Below are 15,670 nucleotides of genomic sequence, written 5' to 3' on the forward strand. Positions count from 1 at the left end.
AAAAACAAAATAGGTAGAGTAGCCCTGATGGGAGCGGCATCTCCCGATTTAGAAAAACAAGGCTTTTTTGCCGTAGTTTTTGTTAATCGGGAATACAGCGGACAGCAGGAGGAAAGGTGATGAAAAACCGAAAACGGCTGCTCCTTAATTTTCTGTAGTATTATTATAAAATGAAAAACCCTTTCAGCTAAAAAACTGAAAGGGTTTCTGGAATCTATGTTCTATGCTTTTTTAAATCTGGATTCTAAAATCGTTAATCTACTCCCGATAATTATCGGGACTTAAATCCCTAACTCTCCATGTAAGCTTCGATTGGTGCACAGCTACATACTAGGTTTCTGTCTCCGTAAGCGTCATCGGCTCTACGAACGGTAGGCCAGAATTTGTTTTCGGCGATATAATCCAGTGGGAAAGCGGCTTGTTCTCTGCTGTATGGGAAATCCCAAGTTTCAGTAGTCAGCATCGCTAATGTATGAGGAGAATTCTTTAAGACATTGTTGCTGTCATCAATAGATGCTGCTTCAATTTCTTTACGAATGGCAATCATAGCGTCACAAAAACGATCCAACTCTTCTAAGTTTTCACTTTCGGTTGGTTCGATCATCAAGGTTCCGGCCACTGGGAAAGAAACGGTTGGTGCGTGGAAACCATAATCCATTAAACGTTTAGCGATATCAGTAACTTCGATTCCTTTTTGTTTGAAAGGACGACATTCCAAAATCATTTCGTGTGCTGCACGACCCATTTCACCAGAATATAACGTATCGTAGTGACCGTTTAATTTTTCTTTGATGTAATTGGCGTTTAATATGGCGTGTTCTGTAGATTCTTTCAAACCGTCAGCCCCTAGCATCGTGATATAACCGTAAGAGATTAAGCATACTAATGCAGATCCCCAAGGTGCTGCAGAAATACCTGTAATGGCGTTTTCTCCACCTGTTGGAATAACTGGGTTGGATGGTAAGAATGGTACTAAGTGTTTGGCTACGCAAATAGGTCCTACACCTGGTCCGCCACCACCGTGAGGGATAGCGAATGTTTTGTGAAGGTTCAAGTGACAAACGTCAGCTCCAATGGTTGCTGGGTTGGTCAAACCAACTTGTGCATTCATATTGGCTCCATCCATATAAACTTGACCGCCGTTTTCGTGGATTAATTGTGTGATTTCGATAATGGCGCTTTCAAAAACTCCGTGAGTCGATGGGTAAGTAACCATCAAACACGATAAGTTGTCTTTGTGAAGAATCGCTTTTTCACGCAAATCATCTACGTCTATATTTCCGTTTTCTAATGTTTTGGTAACGATTACTTTCATACCCGCCATAGCTGCAGAAGCCGGATTGGTTCCGTGAGCCGATGATGGAATCAAAGCAATGTTTCTGTGGTGATCGCCACGAGATTGGTGGTACGCGCGAATTACCATTAATCCTGCATACTCTCCTTGTGCACCTGAGTTAGGCTGCAAAGTTGTTCCTGCAAAACCAGTAATTACGTTTAATTGTTGTTCTAGTTTAGACAACATTTCTTGGTATCCTTGTGCTTGATCTAATGGTGCAAAAGGGTGAATGTTGTTCCAAAGTGCATTACTTAATGGCAACATTTCAGATGCAGCATTCAGTTTCATGGTACAAGAACCCAAAGAAATCATAGAGTGGTTCAATGATAAATCTTTACGCTCCAACATTTTGATGTAACGCATCATTGCAGTCTCAGAATGGAATTTGTTGAAAACATCATGTTGTAAGAAAGATGATGTTCTGTTTAAATCTTCTGGGAAATGATTTGCTTCTGATAAAGTTTCGATTGTTGTTGCTTGCTTTTCATTTGCAGCAGCGAAAATACCAGCTATTTTATTAATGTCGGCAATACTTGTAGTTTCATTCAAAGAGATTGAAACCGTATTTTCGTCAACATAATAGAAGTTAACTTCGTTTTGCTCTGCAATTTCTTTTACTTTTTTAGCATCGGCTTTGATTACGATAGTGTCAAAGAAAGCAGTATTGGTTTGTTGCAAACCTAGTTTTTCTAATTCGTTTGCCAAAGTAGCGGCCAAAGCGTGTACTTTATTAGCGATATACTGTAAGCCTTGTGGGCCATGGTATACAGCGTACATTCCAGCCATAACAGATAACAAAACTTGAGCAGTACAGATATTTGAAGTCGCTTTGTCACGTTTGATATGTTGCTCACGAGTTTGAAGAGCCATACGCAATGCACGATTTCCGTTAGTGTCAACCGTTACTCCGATGATTCTTCCTGGCATAGATCTTTTGTACTCGTCTTTCGTAGCAAAGTAAGCAGCGTGTGGACCACCGTAACCTAACGGAATTCCGAAACGTTGTGTAGTTCCCACTACTACTGCAGCTCCCATTTCTCCTGGAGGCGTTAGTTTTGTTAAACTCAAAATATCGGCAGCTACGGCTACTTTTATTTCATTTGCGGCAGCTCTTGCAATAAATGCGGTATAGTCATTTACTTGACCATATTTCCCTGGGTATTGAAGGATTGCTCCAAAAAAGTCTGATGAGAAATCAAAGTTTTCGTGGTTACCAACAACCAATTCTATTCCGATTGGAGTAGAACGAGTTTCTAAAACAGATAATGTTTGTGGTAATATTTCTTCTGAAACGAAGAATTTATTGATGTTGTTTTTCTTTTGATCACGTGATCTTACGTCGAATAACAATGCCATTGCCTCGGCAGCAGCAGTAGCTTCATCGAGTAAAGAAGCATTGGCGATTTCCATTCCGGTAAGTTCAACTACCATAGTTTGGAAATTCAAGATAGCTTCTAGACGACCTTGAGCAATTTCGGCTTGGTAAGGAGTGTAAGCGGTGTACCATCCTGGGTTTTCAAAAATATTTCTTTGAATAACCGCTGGAACGATAGCTTGATTGTATCCTAAACCTATGTAAGATTGGAACATTTTGTTTTTGCTTCCCAACTCGGCAATATGATTTGAATATTCATATTCGGTCATTGCAGGGTCTAAAGCAAGAGGTGCTTTTAGACGAATATCGTCCGGAAGTGTTTCATAAACCAGTCGCTCGATGGAGTCAACTCCTATGGTTTTCAACATGTGTTGCAAGTCGGTTTCTCTCGGGCCAATGTGTCTTAAAGCAAAAGAATCTGTTTTCATGTGTAGTTAATGTTATTTTTTAAGTCTAAAGAAAAAGCCTAACTGATTAAAGATTCATTTATATTTGATTCCAATCAGTACTATTTAATATAGAAATAAAAGCGTTGTGTTTTTTTTGTGGTGCAAAAATAAATATTAATCTCTTAATAAAGCCCTTTTTTAACTTGATTTTATAGGGATTTTTCAACTAATGGGCTGATTTGTTAACAATTGATTAAGTTTGTTTGATGAAGGTTTTAAAAAGCATTGTCCGATTTTATATAAACAGCAGTTTACATGTTGCTTTGTCTTGTTTTGCATTGGTACAAATTACCCAAATAGTGTTCCATATTTCAGAACAAAATGCAGTGGGTTATTTTGCTTTTTTGGGTACGATTGTAGGTTACAATTTTGTAAAGTATGAAGAGTTGGCAAGGGCTAAGAGACTACAGATGCGCAAACAATTGCGCTGGATTGCTCTGTTTACTTTTGGGGCCTTTATGATGACTGGCTATTATTTTTTTCTGTTGGAACGTCTCACTCAAATAATAGCAGTAGTTTTTTTAGGATTGACCTTGCTTTATACCCTTCCGTTTTTTCCCAATAGAAAAAATGCCCGAAATTGGGCAGGAGTAAAGATTTATATAGTGTCGTTTTGTTGGGTTGGAGCAACGGTGTTTTTGCCTTTATTGAATGCCAATGTTGCTTTTACAATAAATATAGGAATACTCTCCATACAGCGATTTATCCTGATTTTTGTTTTGATTCTCATCTTTGAAATTATTGATTTGCGACATGACAACCCTAATTTAAGAACTGTACCGCAACAAATAGGAGTGAAGAACACCAAAATACTGGGTTTTGTTTTATTGATTCTTTTTTGTGGATTGGAAGGAGTCAATGTCAATGGCAATTTCAATTTTCAATATTTGCCATTGATTTTTGTTATTGTCATTGCCTTAGCTTTCGCCAATGAAAAACGGTCTAAATATTATACTTCGTTTTGGGTAGAAAGTATTCCTATTGTTTGGTGGTTGTTATTGTTTTTTGTTAAATGAAAAAACCGAAGCATTGCTACTTCGGTTTATAATATTTCTAATAATCTATAATAACCCCGCTCTTTTTAACAAAGCATCTGGTTTTGGCTCCTGTCCTCTAAAACGTTTGTATAAAATCATAGGATGTTCTGTTCCTCCTTTTGAAAGCACATTTTCTTTGAACTTTTCGGCTACTTCAGTATTAAATATCCCTTCTTCTAAGAAATAATCAAATGCATCTGCATCAAGAACTTCTGCCCATTTGTAACTGTAATATCCTGAAGAATATCCGCCCTGGAAAATATGAGAAAAGGCCGTACTCATGGCATTTTCTTTTACATCAGAATACAATTGTGTCGAAGCAAATTGTTCGGTTTCAAACGCTTTGATGTCAGTAATATTTGTAGGATCCTGTCCGTGCCAACCCATATCCAGTAGTCCAAAACTCAATTGACGCATGGTTGCCATTCCTTCTTGAAAACTTGCACTTTCTTTGATTTTTTGCACATATTCCTGCGGAATAACTTCCCCTGTTTCATAATGGTGTGCAAACAAAGCTAAAGCCTCTGGTTCGTAGCACCAATTTTCCATAATCTGACTTGGCAATTCCACAAAATCCCAATAAACAGAAGTTCCTGAAAGATTTGGGTAGGTGGTATTGGCCAGCATTCCATGCAAACCGTGACCAAATTCATGAAACAAGGTTGTCACTTCGTTAAAGGTCAAAAGTGATGGTTTGGTTTCGGTAGGTTTTGTAAAGTTGCAAACATTCGAAATGTGCGGTCTTTCGTTCTTGCCGTCTTTGATGTATTGTGATTTGAAAGAAGTCATCCAAGCACCGTTTCGTTTTCCTTTTCTAGGAAAGAAATCAGCGTAGAAAACAGCAACCAATTCGTTGCTTTTGTCTGTTACTTCATAGGTGGTAACTTCTTCGTGGTATTTGTCAATATCGAAAATCTCAGTAAAAGTTAGTCCATATAGTTTTTCGGCAATGGTAAAAGCACCGTTCAGTACTTTCTCTAATTGAAAATAAGGTTTCAGTTTCTCGTCATCCAAATTGAATAATTGTTGCTTCAATTTTTCCGAATAATAAGCACCGTCCCATTTTTCAAGTTGTTCAATGCCGTCCAAATCTTTGGCGAAAGCCGATAATTGTTCAAATTCTTTTTGAGCTGCTGGTTTTGCTTTGGCCAATAAATCATTGGAAAACGACAATACTTTCTCTGGACTTTCGGCCATACGCTCTTCAAGAACAAAATGGGCATGGGTTTTATATCCCAAAAGATTGGCTCTTTCGAAACGCAGTTTGGCAATTTTCAAAACAATTTCCTGATTGTCGAATTCGTTATTCTGAAAACATCTGGCGCCAAAAGCAATAGCCATTTTTTTGCGCAGTTCGCGGTTGTCTGCATACGTCACAAACGGAATGTAACTTGGATGATCCAAGGTAAAAATCCAGCCTTCCTTTTCTTGGGCTTTCGCCAAAGAACGAGCCGCTTCAATAGTGCCTTCGGGTAAACCTGCTAAATCTTTTTCATTGGTTAGATGCATTTCGAAAGCATTGGTTTCGGCCAAAACATTTTCTCCAAATTGTAAACTCAATTTCGATAATTCTTTGTCGATTTCTCGTAACTGGTTTTTCTTGTCTTCCGGCAAATTAGCTCCATTTCTGGAAAAGCTTTTGTATTGTTTGTCCAGAAGTGTGGTTTGTTCCGGATTTAGGTTCAAAGATTCTCTTTGGTCATAAACGGTTTTTACTTTGGCAAATAAAGCGGCATTCAGACGAACGTCATTTCCAAATTCCGATAATAAAGGAGAAACGTCTTGAGCTATTTTTTGCATTTCGTCACTCGTTTCAGCAGAATTCAAATTGAAAAAAATGCTTGAAATTCGATCCAAAGTATCCCCACTGTATGATAAGGCTTCAATAGTATTTTCGAAATTGGGTTTTTCCGGATTATTTACAATGACGTCAATTTCGGCTTTAGCCAAAACAATTGCTTCTTGGAATGCAGGAAGGTAATCTTCGTTTTTTATTTTAGAAAATGGCGCCGTGTCTAGCTTGGTGTCAAATTTTTGAAGTAGGATGTTCATGATTTAAGGATCAGTTTTGTTTCAAATAATTGAATGTTAATCGTTTGTTGTTTTATAATTTGAAGATAAAAAACAAGATGTATTTGTTAAAATTTTCAAACATAGTGTGTTTTATCGATTATTTATATACTTTTGTCGAAGAATTAGAAATTAGTTCTGTCGACATTATAAGCTCTTTTTGTCCCAATCGAAAGAAATTTATATTAAAATACCACTATTGATAATACTAAATTTCCCCGAGTTTAGAGTTTACAATATCAAAAAAGCTCCTTATTTTAGGAGCTTTTTTTATTTATTCAGGTTTTCCGAAGATTTATAAACTGCTTCTTTTAGTCCTTCTTTGTATGCAATGATTTTGTTAAGAATGATTTTGTCCGCACTACCAATAATTTGAGCGGCAAGGATTCCGGCATTTTTTGCCCCGTTTAAGGCTACAGTTGCAACGGGAACTCCTCCGGGCATTTGTAAAATAGACAAAACGCTATCCCAACCATCAATAGAATTACTTGATTTTACGGGAACCCCAATCACAGGTAATGGAGACATTGAAGCTACCATTCCAGGTAAATGTGCAGCGCCTCCAGCTCCAGCAATAATTACCGAAATACCACGAGTATGGGCGTTTTTACTAAAATCAAATAACTTTTCAGGAGTTCTGTGTGCCGATACAATATCGACTTCTACGGCTATATCAAATCCTTTTAAAATGTCTATGGCATCTTGCATTACAGGCATGTCCGAAATGCTTCCCATGATTATGGCTACTTTGCTCATTGTTTTTATTTTTTTTATTACCACAGATTGCACAAATTTTATCTGTGGTAATTTGTGAAACTTGAGTTTGTTTGTTATTTGATTACTCTTGTCGTATTTTTACATCCTTGTCAATATCAATTCAAAAAGAAAACGTATGATCTACGGTTCTAAAAATCTAAAACTATTTGGATGTTTTCTTTGAGTTTTATTTTCATGTCATTGGATACAAACCCGATTTTTTTGATAAATCTTGAGTTATCAATGGCTCGAATTTGGTCAATCATAATATCGCTATTTTCGTTTAAACCACAACTTCCTTTAGTTATCCGGATTCTTAATATATCGGATTCGTTGTTTAGTTTGGTTGTAATTGGGCAAACTATGGTTGATGGGTGTGTTATTTCATTAAGAAAATTAGTTTGAACAATTACCACGGGGCGTACTTTTCCTGCTTCTGTGCCTATTTGAGGGTTTAAATCGGCTAGCCAAATTTCAAATTGATTCATGTAATGTGTCTATTTGCTCAAATTCTCTCAAGACTTCCAAGGAACTTTCTGAAACTAATTTGGATTCAAAGTGTAATTTTTTTTGTAAAATAATTCTACTTTGCATCTTATTATAGTAGTCAAGCGCATCGTTTATGTACCTGTTTCTAGGTTTTTTTATTGATTTAACAATGTTTTCGGTCTCACCATAAATTGAATCGTCTATTTTTAGAGATATTGTTTTCATGATTTGTTTATTTTGTATAGTACAAATGTATATCTTTTTTGTGTATACTTTTATAAAAATTTAAGAAATCACTCTTATTGTATTTTTCACATCCTCAGCAATTCTTCTTGCTTCGTTTATGTCTTCGTTTACAATGGTTACATGTCCCATTTTTCTAAAAGGGCGTGTTTGTTTTTTACCGTAAATATGAGGTGTTACTCCATTCCAACCTAATATTTTTTCTATGTTTTCATAAATCACATCTCCAGAAAAACCTTCAGCTCCCGAAAGATTGACCATAATTCCGGCTACTTTGCTCTCGGTGTTTCCTAGAGGCAAATCCAGAATCGCACGCAAATGGTTTTCAAATTGTGAAGTGTAACTGGCTTCAATCGAATAATGACCTGAATTATGCGGACGAGGAGCAACTTCGTTTACCAAGATTTCATCATCTTCGGTTTGAAACATTTCGACAGCCAATAGTCCAACGTGATTGAATTGTTGTGAAACATTCAATGCAATGGCTCTTGCTTTTTCGGCTACCTTATCGTCAATTCGAGCAGGACAAATTACATATTCCACTTGGTTGGCTTCGGGATGAAATTCCATTTCAACTACTGGATATGTTTTTATTTCTCCCTGCGGATTGCGACAAACAATTACAGCCAATTCATTTTTGAAAGGTACCATCGTTTCAGCAATGCACTCAACATTTGGTAGATTTTCTAAATCAGTAGTTTGACGAATGACTTTTACGCCGTTTCCGTCATATCCAAATTCGGTACATTTCCAAACAAAGGGAAGCTGAATGTTAGAATCTACTAAATCAACCACTAAATCTTTTAATGTAGCATAACGTTTAAAAGGAGCTGTTGGGATATTGTTTTTTATATAAAATTCTTTCTGAATACCTTTGTTTTGAATCAGTTTTAGTGTTTTTGGAGAAGGATATACTTTTGTCCCTTCGTTTTCCAATTTTTCTAGTGCATCAAGATTCACCAATTCAATTTCAAAAGTCAAAACATCTACTTGTTTACCAAAATTGTAAACCGTTTCAAAATCCATCAAGTCGCCCTGAAAAAAATGATTGCACGCTATCTTACATGGTGCTTCGTCACTAGGATCGAGTACATAGGTTTGAATGTCAAATTTTCGGGTATCAAACAATAGCATTTTGCCTAATTGTCCGCCACCGAGTATACCTAATTTGAAATGGGATGAAAAATAGTTCATTGTGATTGTGTTTACTTTGTCTATTCGGCAAATTGCCTTGAGTATGCAAAGATACTTTTTCCTAATCGAATAGGAAAATGCTATTTTATTTTCTTCAAAACTTCTCTGGCAACTGCTTTATAGGCAGAGCTATGATTAGGATAATCTTTGGTAATTATAGTTTTTAATTCGGGATGTATCCAATCGTAATGAGTTCCTAAAAGGTACAAAGTACGCATCGCATAAGCCTTAGAAGCCACTTTGGTGTCGTTAATCAACCAGTCAAAATTGGATTCTATGATTTCGTCTAAATGTTTTGGAGAAAGCTGTATTTCCTTTTTCTTATAATGAGAAAGTATCAAAAGCTGACAAACTTTGGCCACAGGTCGAATAGCGCTTTCGTCTTTTAGGTTTTTAATATGGGAGCAAAAAAAATCCAAATGATCTTCTAGCCATTCCAATTTCTGGTAACAGACAAATTCCAGAATCCAACAGGCTTTAGATGCATTTTTGTCTAAAGTTTGAAAACACAGTCGAATCAACTCAGGGAAAAGTTCGGGATTGTCAAGAACTTCGTCAGCATATTTTTGTCTGTTGACTCTATATCCCGTTACATATTCTAATTTTTTTTGGAATTCGATAACCATCATCAGTATTTTTGCTTTAAAAGTACAAATCAATTATCAATAGTCAAAAGTGAAATCCCTATCTTTGCAGAATATTTTAAAACGATATACTGTGATACAACTACACGATAAACAATTTGTTCCGTTTATTTCTGCTACTGAAATTGATTTTGCCATCAAAAAAATGGTTGCACAAATAGAAGACGATTTTTTTGACGAAACACCAATTTTTATTGGAGTGTTAAATGGGTCTTTTATGGTCGTTTCCGATTTTTTAAAATTATACAAGAAACCTTGTGAAGTTTCTTTTATAAAATTGGCGTCTTATGAGGGGACATCTTCCACAGAATCGGTCAAACAATTAATAGGTTTAAACCAAGATTTGACAGGACGTTCCGTAATTGTTATCGAGGATATTATCGATACAGGAAACACTTTGGAGGAATTGAAAAATTTGTTTAAACAACAAAATGTGAAACATTTTAAAATTGCAACACTTTTTTTCAAACCAGAAGCGTACAAAAAAGACATAAAAATTGATTATGTTGGAATTAGAATTCCAAATAAATTCATAGTAGGTTTTGGATTAGACTACGATGGCTTAGGCAGAAACTTACCCGAAGTATTCCAATTAAAGGAATAAGGAAATAAAGAATAAAAATAGTAAAAACCACATATAAAAAAGGAATGATCAATATAGTTTTGTTTGGAAAACCAGGAGCAGGAAAAGGAACTCAAGCTGAGTTTTTAAAAGAAAAATACAAATTAACACACATTTCAACAGGGGATGTTTTTCGTTATAATTTAAAAAACGACACTCCATTAGGTAAAGAAGCAAGAGTATATATGGATGCTGGAGATTTAGTGCCAGATGAGTTGACTACCAAAATGCTTATAGATGAGGTGAACAAACATCCTGAAACAAACGGAATTTTGTTTGATGGCTATCCAAGAACTATTTCTCAAGCCGAAGCATTAGATGCGTTTTTGCCAACAATTGGTTCAAAAGTTGCCGCAACGATTGCTCTTGAAGCAGATGATGAGATCCTAGTGACAAGATTGCTTGAAAGAGGAAAAACCAGCGGAAGAATTGACGATCAAGACGAAGACAAAATTAGAAATCGTTACCAAGAATACAACGAAAAAACAGCTCCATTGATGGGGTATTATAAAGAACAAGGTAAGTTTTATGCTGTAAACGGAATAGGATCTATTCAAGAAATTACAGAAAGATTGACAGCAGTTATTGATAATTTATAAAAGAAGTAAAATTGTTTTGAAGTTTAAAGTTTAAAGTTAATGTGATTTAATATCCTACTAACCTTAAACTTTAAACTTTTTTAAACAAAAAACAAAAAACAAAAAACAAAAAACAAAAAATTGGAAATACTCATAATATTTTTTCTAATACTCTTAAATGGGGTTTTCTCTATGTCGGAAATCGCATTGATATCGGCAAGGAAAAATAGATTGGAAACCGCAGCAAAAAAAGGAAATAAAAGTGCGCAAATCGCTTTAGATTTGGCCAATGCGCCAAACAAATTCCTTTCGACGGTACAAATAGGAATAACCCTTATTGGGATACTTACCGGTATTTACAGTGGAGATAAAATTACAGCTGATGTTGAAGCTTTCGTAAGAGAATTTCAAGTATTCATTCCGTTCGCACATTCAATTGCAGTTGGTATTGTAGTAGTGATATTAACGTTTTTTTCTTTGGTATTGGGAGAGTTATTACCCAAAAGAATTGGGTTAAACCATCCTGAAGCTATTGCAAAAGCCGTGGCGTTACCGATGAAGATTGTTTCGATAATTACGGCTCCTTTTATATGGATGTTGACCCATTCGACCGATTTTTTATTGGATGTTCTGCAAATAAAACCTACCGCAGACGGTAAAGTTACTGAGGAGGAAATAAAAGCAATCATCAAAGAAGGTACCGAAGGAGGAGAAGTACAAGAAATAGAACAAGATATAGTAGAGCGAGTTTTTCATATCGGAGATCGAAAAATCAATTCGTTGATGACTCATAGAAAATCGGTTGTGTTTTTGCCTTTGCATGCAAATAAAAATCAAGTAAAGGAATTTATGCTCAAAGAATTACATTCTATTTATCCGGTTTATGGAGAAAATTACGATGATATTCTTGGGGTGGTAAACTTGAAAAATATATTTGCCCATTTTGAAAACGACAGTTTCAATTTGGCCGAGATTATGACCGAAGCTCCTTTTATGATGGAACAAACCACTGCCTATAAAGCGTTGGAAGAGTTCAAGAAAACAGGAATTCATTATGCTTTTGTTTCAGATGAATACGGGGTTTTTCAAGGAGTGATCACTTTAAATGATATTCTTGAAGCACTCGTAGGGAATGCATCTGATTTTTATAAAGACGATTTTCAATTAATCGAAAGAGAAGACGGAACCTGGTTGGTAGACGGGCATTATTCGCTACACGATTTCTTGACCTATTTCGAGTTGGATGAATTAATAAATGATTATGAAGTAACTACAGTAAGCGGATTAATCATGACCGAATTATCTCGTATTCCAAAACAAGGGGAGAAGTTAATTTGGCAAAAATTTGAGTTAGAGGTCATCGATATGGATGGCGTGAAGATTGATAAAGTAATGGTGAAGGCCTTAAAAGGTTAGAATTTGGTTTAGAAGTTTAGAAGTTTATGAGTTTAGTTGATTTTCTAAACTCATAAACTTCTAAACTCATAACCTTAAATTGAAAATTATGACAGAAGGGAATTTTGTAGATTACGTAAAAATTTATGTTTCTTCAGGAAAAGGAGGAAAGGGATCTACGCATTTGCATAGAGAAAAATTTATTGAAAAAGGTGGGCCAGACGGTGGTGATGGTGGTCGTGGTGGACACGTTTATTTAGTGGGAAACAAAGGGCTTTGGACTTTATTTCACCTTAAATTTGCGCGTCACATCAAAGCTGGTAATGGTGGAGATGGAAGTGGTGATCGTAGTACTGGTGCCGATGGAGATGATAAATTCATTGAAGTTCCATTAGGGACTGTGGTTAAAGATAAAGAAACAGGAGAAGTTCTTTTTGAAATTACCGAAGACGGTGAGAAGCAAATTCTTTCCCGTGGTGGAAAAGGAGGGTTAGGAAACTGGCACTTTAGAAGCTCAACCAACCAAACACCAAGATATTCACAACCAGGTTTGCCAGGTGTGGAAATGGATGTGATTTTGGAACTTAAAGTATTGGCCGACGTAGGTTTGGTAGGTTTTCCTAATGCAGGAAAATCAACGCTATTGTCTGTATTGACTTCTGCAAAACCAAAAATCGCCGATTATCCTTTTACGACTTTAAAACCAAATCTTGGAATTGTAGCGTACAGAGATTTTCAATCTTTTGTAATTGCCGATATTCCTGGGATTATAGAAGGTGCAGCCGAAGGAAAAGGATTAGGTCACTATTTCTTGCGTCATATTGAGCGTAATTCGACTTTATTATTCTTGGTACCTGTAGATACTCCAGATATCAAAGCGGAGTATGATATTTTGGTGAATGAGTTGACCAAATACAATCCAGAAATGCTAGATAAAGAACGTTTATTGGTGATTTCAAAATGTGATATGCTGGATGATGAATTGAAAGCAGAATTGAAAACAGAATTAGACGTTGCGTTCAAAGACATTCCTTATATGTTTATCTCTTCAGTTGCCCAGCAAGGTTTGACTGAATTGAAAGACAAATTATGGAAAATGTTGAATGACTAAAAAAATATAGTTTATAACAAAAAGGTGTTCTAGTAATAGGACACCTTTTTTTGTTTAAATTGTACAATTCCTAAAATTAAGTTAATAATAAATGGTTTGATTTTGTTTTTAGTTGCAGAAGAGGGATTAGATTGTGAAAATGATTTATATTCGCATCATCAAAAAAATATTCAAAAATATGAAAAAAGTAATTTTATTCTTAACCATGTGTCTAATGGCTTTTCCTGTGAGAGCCGATGAAGGAATGTGGTTTTTAATGTTTATCGAAAGATTGAACCATAGAGATATGGAAAAAATGGGCTTGCAATTGACAGCCGAAGAGATTTACAGTATCAATCATCATAGTTTGAAGGATGCGGTAGTACAATTCAACGGAGGTTGTACAGCTGAAATCGTTTCAAAAGAAGGTTTGGTATTGACCAATCACCACTGTGGATATGACGCTATTGCGGAGCTTTCTACAGAAGAGCAAAACTATTTGAAAAACGGGTTTTGGGCCAAAGACAGAAGTGCTGAATTGAAACCAAAATCATTGTACGTGCGTTTCTTCGTTCGTATGGATGATGTTTCTAAAAGAATTTTATCAAAAGTAAATGATAAAATGACCGAGGCAGAACGCAATAAAGCGATTCAACAAGAAATGGCTTTGATCGAAAAAGAGAACAATGAAGGTGGAAAATACACTGTATCGGTTCGTCCTTTCTTTCAAGGAAATGAATATTACTATTTTGTATACCAAGATTATAAAGACGTTCGTTTGGTAGGAACACCTACAGAAAGTCTAGGGAAATTTGGTGGAGATACTGATAACTGGGAATGGCCTCGTCATACTGCAGATTTCTCTATGTTTAGAGTGTATGCGGATAAAGACGGAAATCCAGCTGAATATTCTAAAGACAATGTGCCTTTACAGCCGAAACACCATTTGCCAATTAGCATAAAAGGGGTAAAAGAAAATGATTTTGCGATGATTCTGGGATATCCAGGAAGAACCAATCGTTGGATGCCATCTAGTGGAATAGCACAAAATGTTGGGTATGCTTATCCAGCACATGTTGAAGGAGCCAAAACCGGAATGGACAACATGAAGAAGTACATGAGCAAAGATGAAAGCGTAAATTTGAAATATGCTTCTAAATATGCTTCTACTGCGAATTACTGGAAAAACCGTCAAGGGATGATCGATGCATTGACTAAAGCGCAAACCGCTAGTGCAAAAGCAAAAGAAGAAGCTAAATTTAATACTTGGGCTAATAAAGCAGAGAACGCAGCAAAATACGGAAATGTTGTTGCTACAATAAACGACTATTATGCTAAAACAAATTTAAAATCGCGTCATGATAATTACCTTTCTCAATTAGTGAGAACTACTTCTTATGGAGCTGGTCCTTCGGTGTTAGGAAATGCTTTGATTGGGTATTACAAGGAGAATGAGGCGAAAAGAGCCGAAATGCTTCCTAAATTAAATGCTTTAGTCGAAAATTATTATGGTGAGTTTTATGCTCCTTTAGAAAAAGACGTTTTGACATCGCAACTTAATTTGTACGCTGCCAAAGCTTCAGAATATGGTCTTGCTCCAGTTATTGTTACAATGAAAGCAGCCAATAGTGGTAATTTTGCAGCCGATGTTGATAAAGCAGTTGCTACCAGTGTTTTTGCAACAAAAGAATCTGTTGAAGCTTTTATGAAAGATCCAAAAGCAGAATTAATTGCAACGGATCCATTGTATGTGATCTCAAATGATTTGATGACTAAAATAAGAGCTAAATCGCCTGAACAATTAAAATCGGATGATGATTTTGCTATTGCTTACCGCAAATTGGTGGAAGGTTTAAGAGAATCAAAATTGAATACGATTCAGTATCCAGATGCCAATTCTACTTTGCGTTTAACCTATGGAAAAGTTCGCGCTTTGCCAGCAGACAAACGCAATGATGCCAAAATTAATAATTATACAACTATGACTGGAATGGTCAAAAAGTATAAAGCCGGAGATGCCGAGTTTGATTTGCCAACTCGTTTGTTGGAATTAAACAAAGCGCAAGATTTTGGAGAATATGCAGATAAAGCAGGGTATATGCCTGTGAATTTCTTAACCGACAATGATATTACTGGTGGGAATTCAGGTTCTCCAGTATTGAATGGAAAAGGAGAATTGATCGGTGTGGCTTTTGATGGTAATATCGAAGCTATGGCAGGGGACGTTATTTTTGACAAAAAACTGCAACGTACCATCAATCTAGATATTCGCTATGTGCTTTGGATCATCGATAAATATGCAGGTGCAAAACACATTGTTGATGAAATGACAATTGTGAGAGATGTTCAACCATAAAAAAAGAACGTATAGTTATTAAAAACTAAAACCCCG

Annotated in this window: 12 protein-coding genes; 6 read left to right on the plus strand and 6 right to left on the minus strand. The window is 36.0% G+C overall.

Annotation, left to right across the window (positions count from 1 at the left end; translation table 11 throughout):
- Positions 1-289: 289 nt before the first annotated feature.
- On the minus strand, positions 290-3,139 hold the full coding sequence (gene gcvP, locus DB891_RS06435) for an aminomethyl-transferring glycine dehydrogenase (RefSeq protein ID WP_116761777.1): 2,850 nt from the start codon (positions 3,137-3,139) through the stop codon (positions 290-292).
- 227 nt (positions 3,140-3,366) lie between these two features.
- On the opposite strand from gcvP, the gene DB891_RS06440 reads away from it, so the two are divergent.
- Positions 3,367-4,176 carry a UbiA prenyltransferase family protein gene (locus DB891_RS06440; protein ID WP_116761779.1) on the plus strand — a complete coding sequence of 270 codons (810 nt, stop codon included), beginning with the start codon at positions 3,367-3,369 and terminating at the stop codon, positions 4,174-4,176.
- A 45-nt stretch (positions 4,177-4,221) separates the two neighbouring features.
- Here DB891_RS06440 and DB891_RS06445 read toward each other — a convergent pair whose 3' ends face one another.
- The 5 genes from DB891_RS06445 to DB891_RS06470 form a co-directional block, all read right to left on the minus strand.
- Positions 4,222-6,249, minus strand: a complete 2,028-nt coding sequence (locus tag DB891_RS06445; protein WP_116761781.1) for a M3 family metallopeptidase — start codon at positions 6,247-6,249, stop codon at positions 4,222-4,224.
- A 288-nt stretch (positions 6,250-6,537) separates the two neighbouring features.
- Positions 6,538-7,023: a 5-(carboxyamino)imidazole ribonucleotide mutase gene (purE, locus tag DB891_RS06450; RefSeq protein WP_116761783.1), complete on the minus strand. Its 486-nt coding sequence runs from the start codon at positions 7,021-7,023 to the stop codon at positions 6,538-6,540.
- 149 nt (positions 7,024-7,172) lie between these two features.
- Positions 7,173-7,511 (minus strand): type II toxin-antitoxin system PemK/MazF family toxin, encoded by a 339-nt coding sequence (locus DB891_RS06455; protein ID WP_116761785.1) that lies wholly within the window; start codon positions 7,509-7,511, stop codon positions 7,173-7,175.
- Positions 7,512-7,797: 286 nt separating this feature from the next.
- On the minus strand, positions 7,798-8,949 hold the full coding sequence (locus tag DB891_RS06465; protein WP_116761789.1) for a 5-(carboxyamino)imidazole ribonucleotide synthase: 1,152 nt from the start codon (positions 8,947-8,949) through the stop codon (positions 7,798-7,800).
- 80 nt (positions 8,950-9,029) lie between these two features.
- Entirely contained in the window at positions 9,030-9,575 is a 546-nt protein-coding gene (locus DB891_RS06470) for a hypothetical protein (protein WP_116762092.1), read from the minus strand.
- Between the two features lie 91 nt (positions 9,576-9,666).
- Here DB891_RS06470 and hpt point away from each other — a divergent pair, with 91 nt between their 5' ends.
- From hpt to DB891_RS06495, 5 genes are all read left to right on the plus strand, one after another.
- Positions 9,667-10,197, plus strand: a complete 531-nt coding sequence (gene hpt, locus DB891_RS06475) for a hypoxanthine phosphoribosyltransferase (protein ID WP_116761791.1) — start codon at positions 9,667-9,669, stop codon at positions 10,195-10,197.
- A gap of 44 nt (positions 10,198-10,241) precedes the next feature.
- Positions 10,242-10,814, plus strand: a complete 573-nt coding sequence (locus DB891_RS06480) for an adenylate kinase (RefSeq protein ID WP_116761793.1) — start codon at positions 10,242-10,244, stop codon at positions 10,812-10,814.
- Positions 10,815-10,934: 120 nt separating this feature from the next.
- A complete protein-coding gene (locus tag DB891_RS06485) occupies positions 10,935-12,209 on the plus strand; it encodes a hemolysin family protein (RefSeq protein ID WP_116761795.1) in 1,275 nt (424 codons plus the stop codon).
- A gap of 88 nt (positions 12,210-12,297) precedes the next feature.
- Positions 12,298-13,299: a GTPase ObgE gene (obgE, locus tag DB891_RS06490; RefSeq protein WP_116761797.1), complete on the plus strand. Its 1,002-nt coding sequence runs from the start codon at positions 12,298-12,300 to the stop codon at positions 13,297-13,299.
- Between the two features lie 178 nt (positions 13,300-13,477).
- Entirely contained in the window at positions 13,478-15,634 is a 2,157-nt protein-coding gene (locus DB891_RS06495) for a S46 family peptidase (RefSeq protein ID WP_116762094.1), read from the plus strand.
- The last annotated feature ends 36 nt before the right edge of the window (positions 15,635-15,670 follow it).

This window comes from Flavobacterium laiguense (genome assembly GCF_003097655.1).
Lineage (GTDB): Bacteria > Bacteroidota > Bacteroidia > Flavobacteriales > Flavobacteriaceae > Flavobacterium > Flavobacterium laiguense.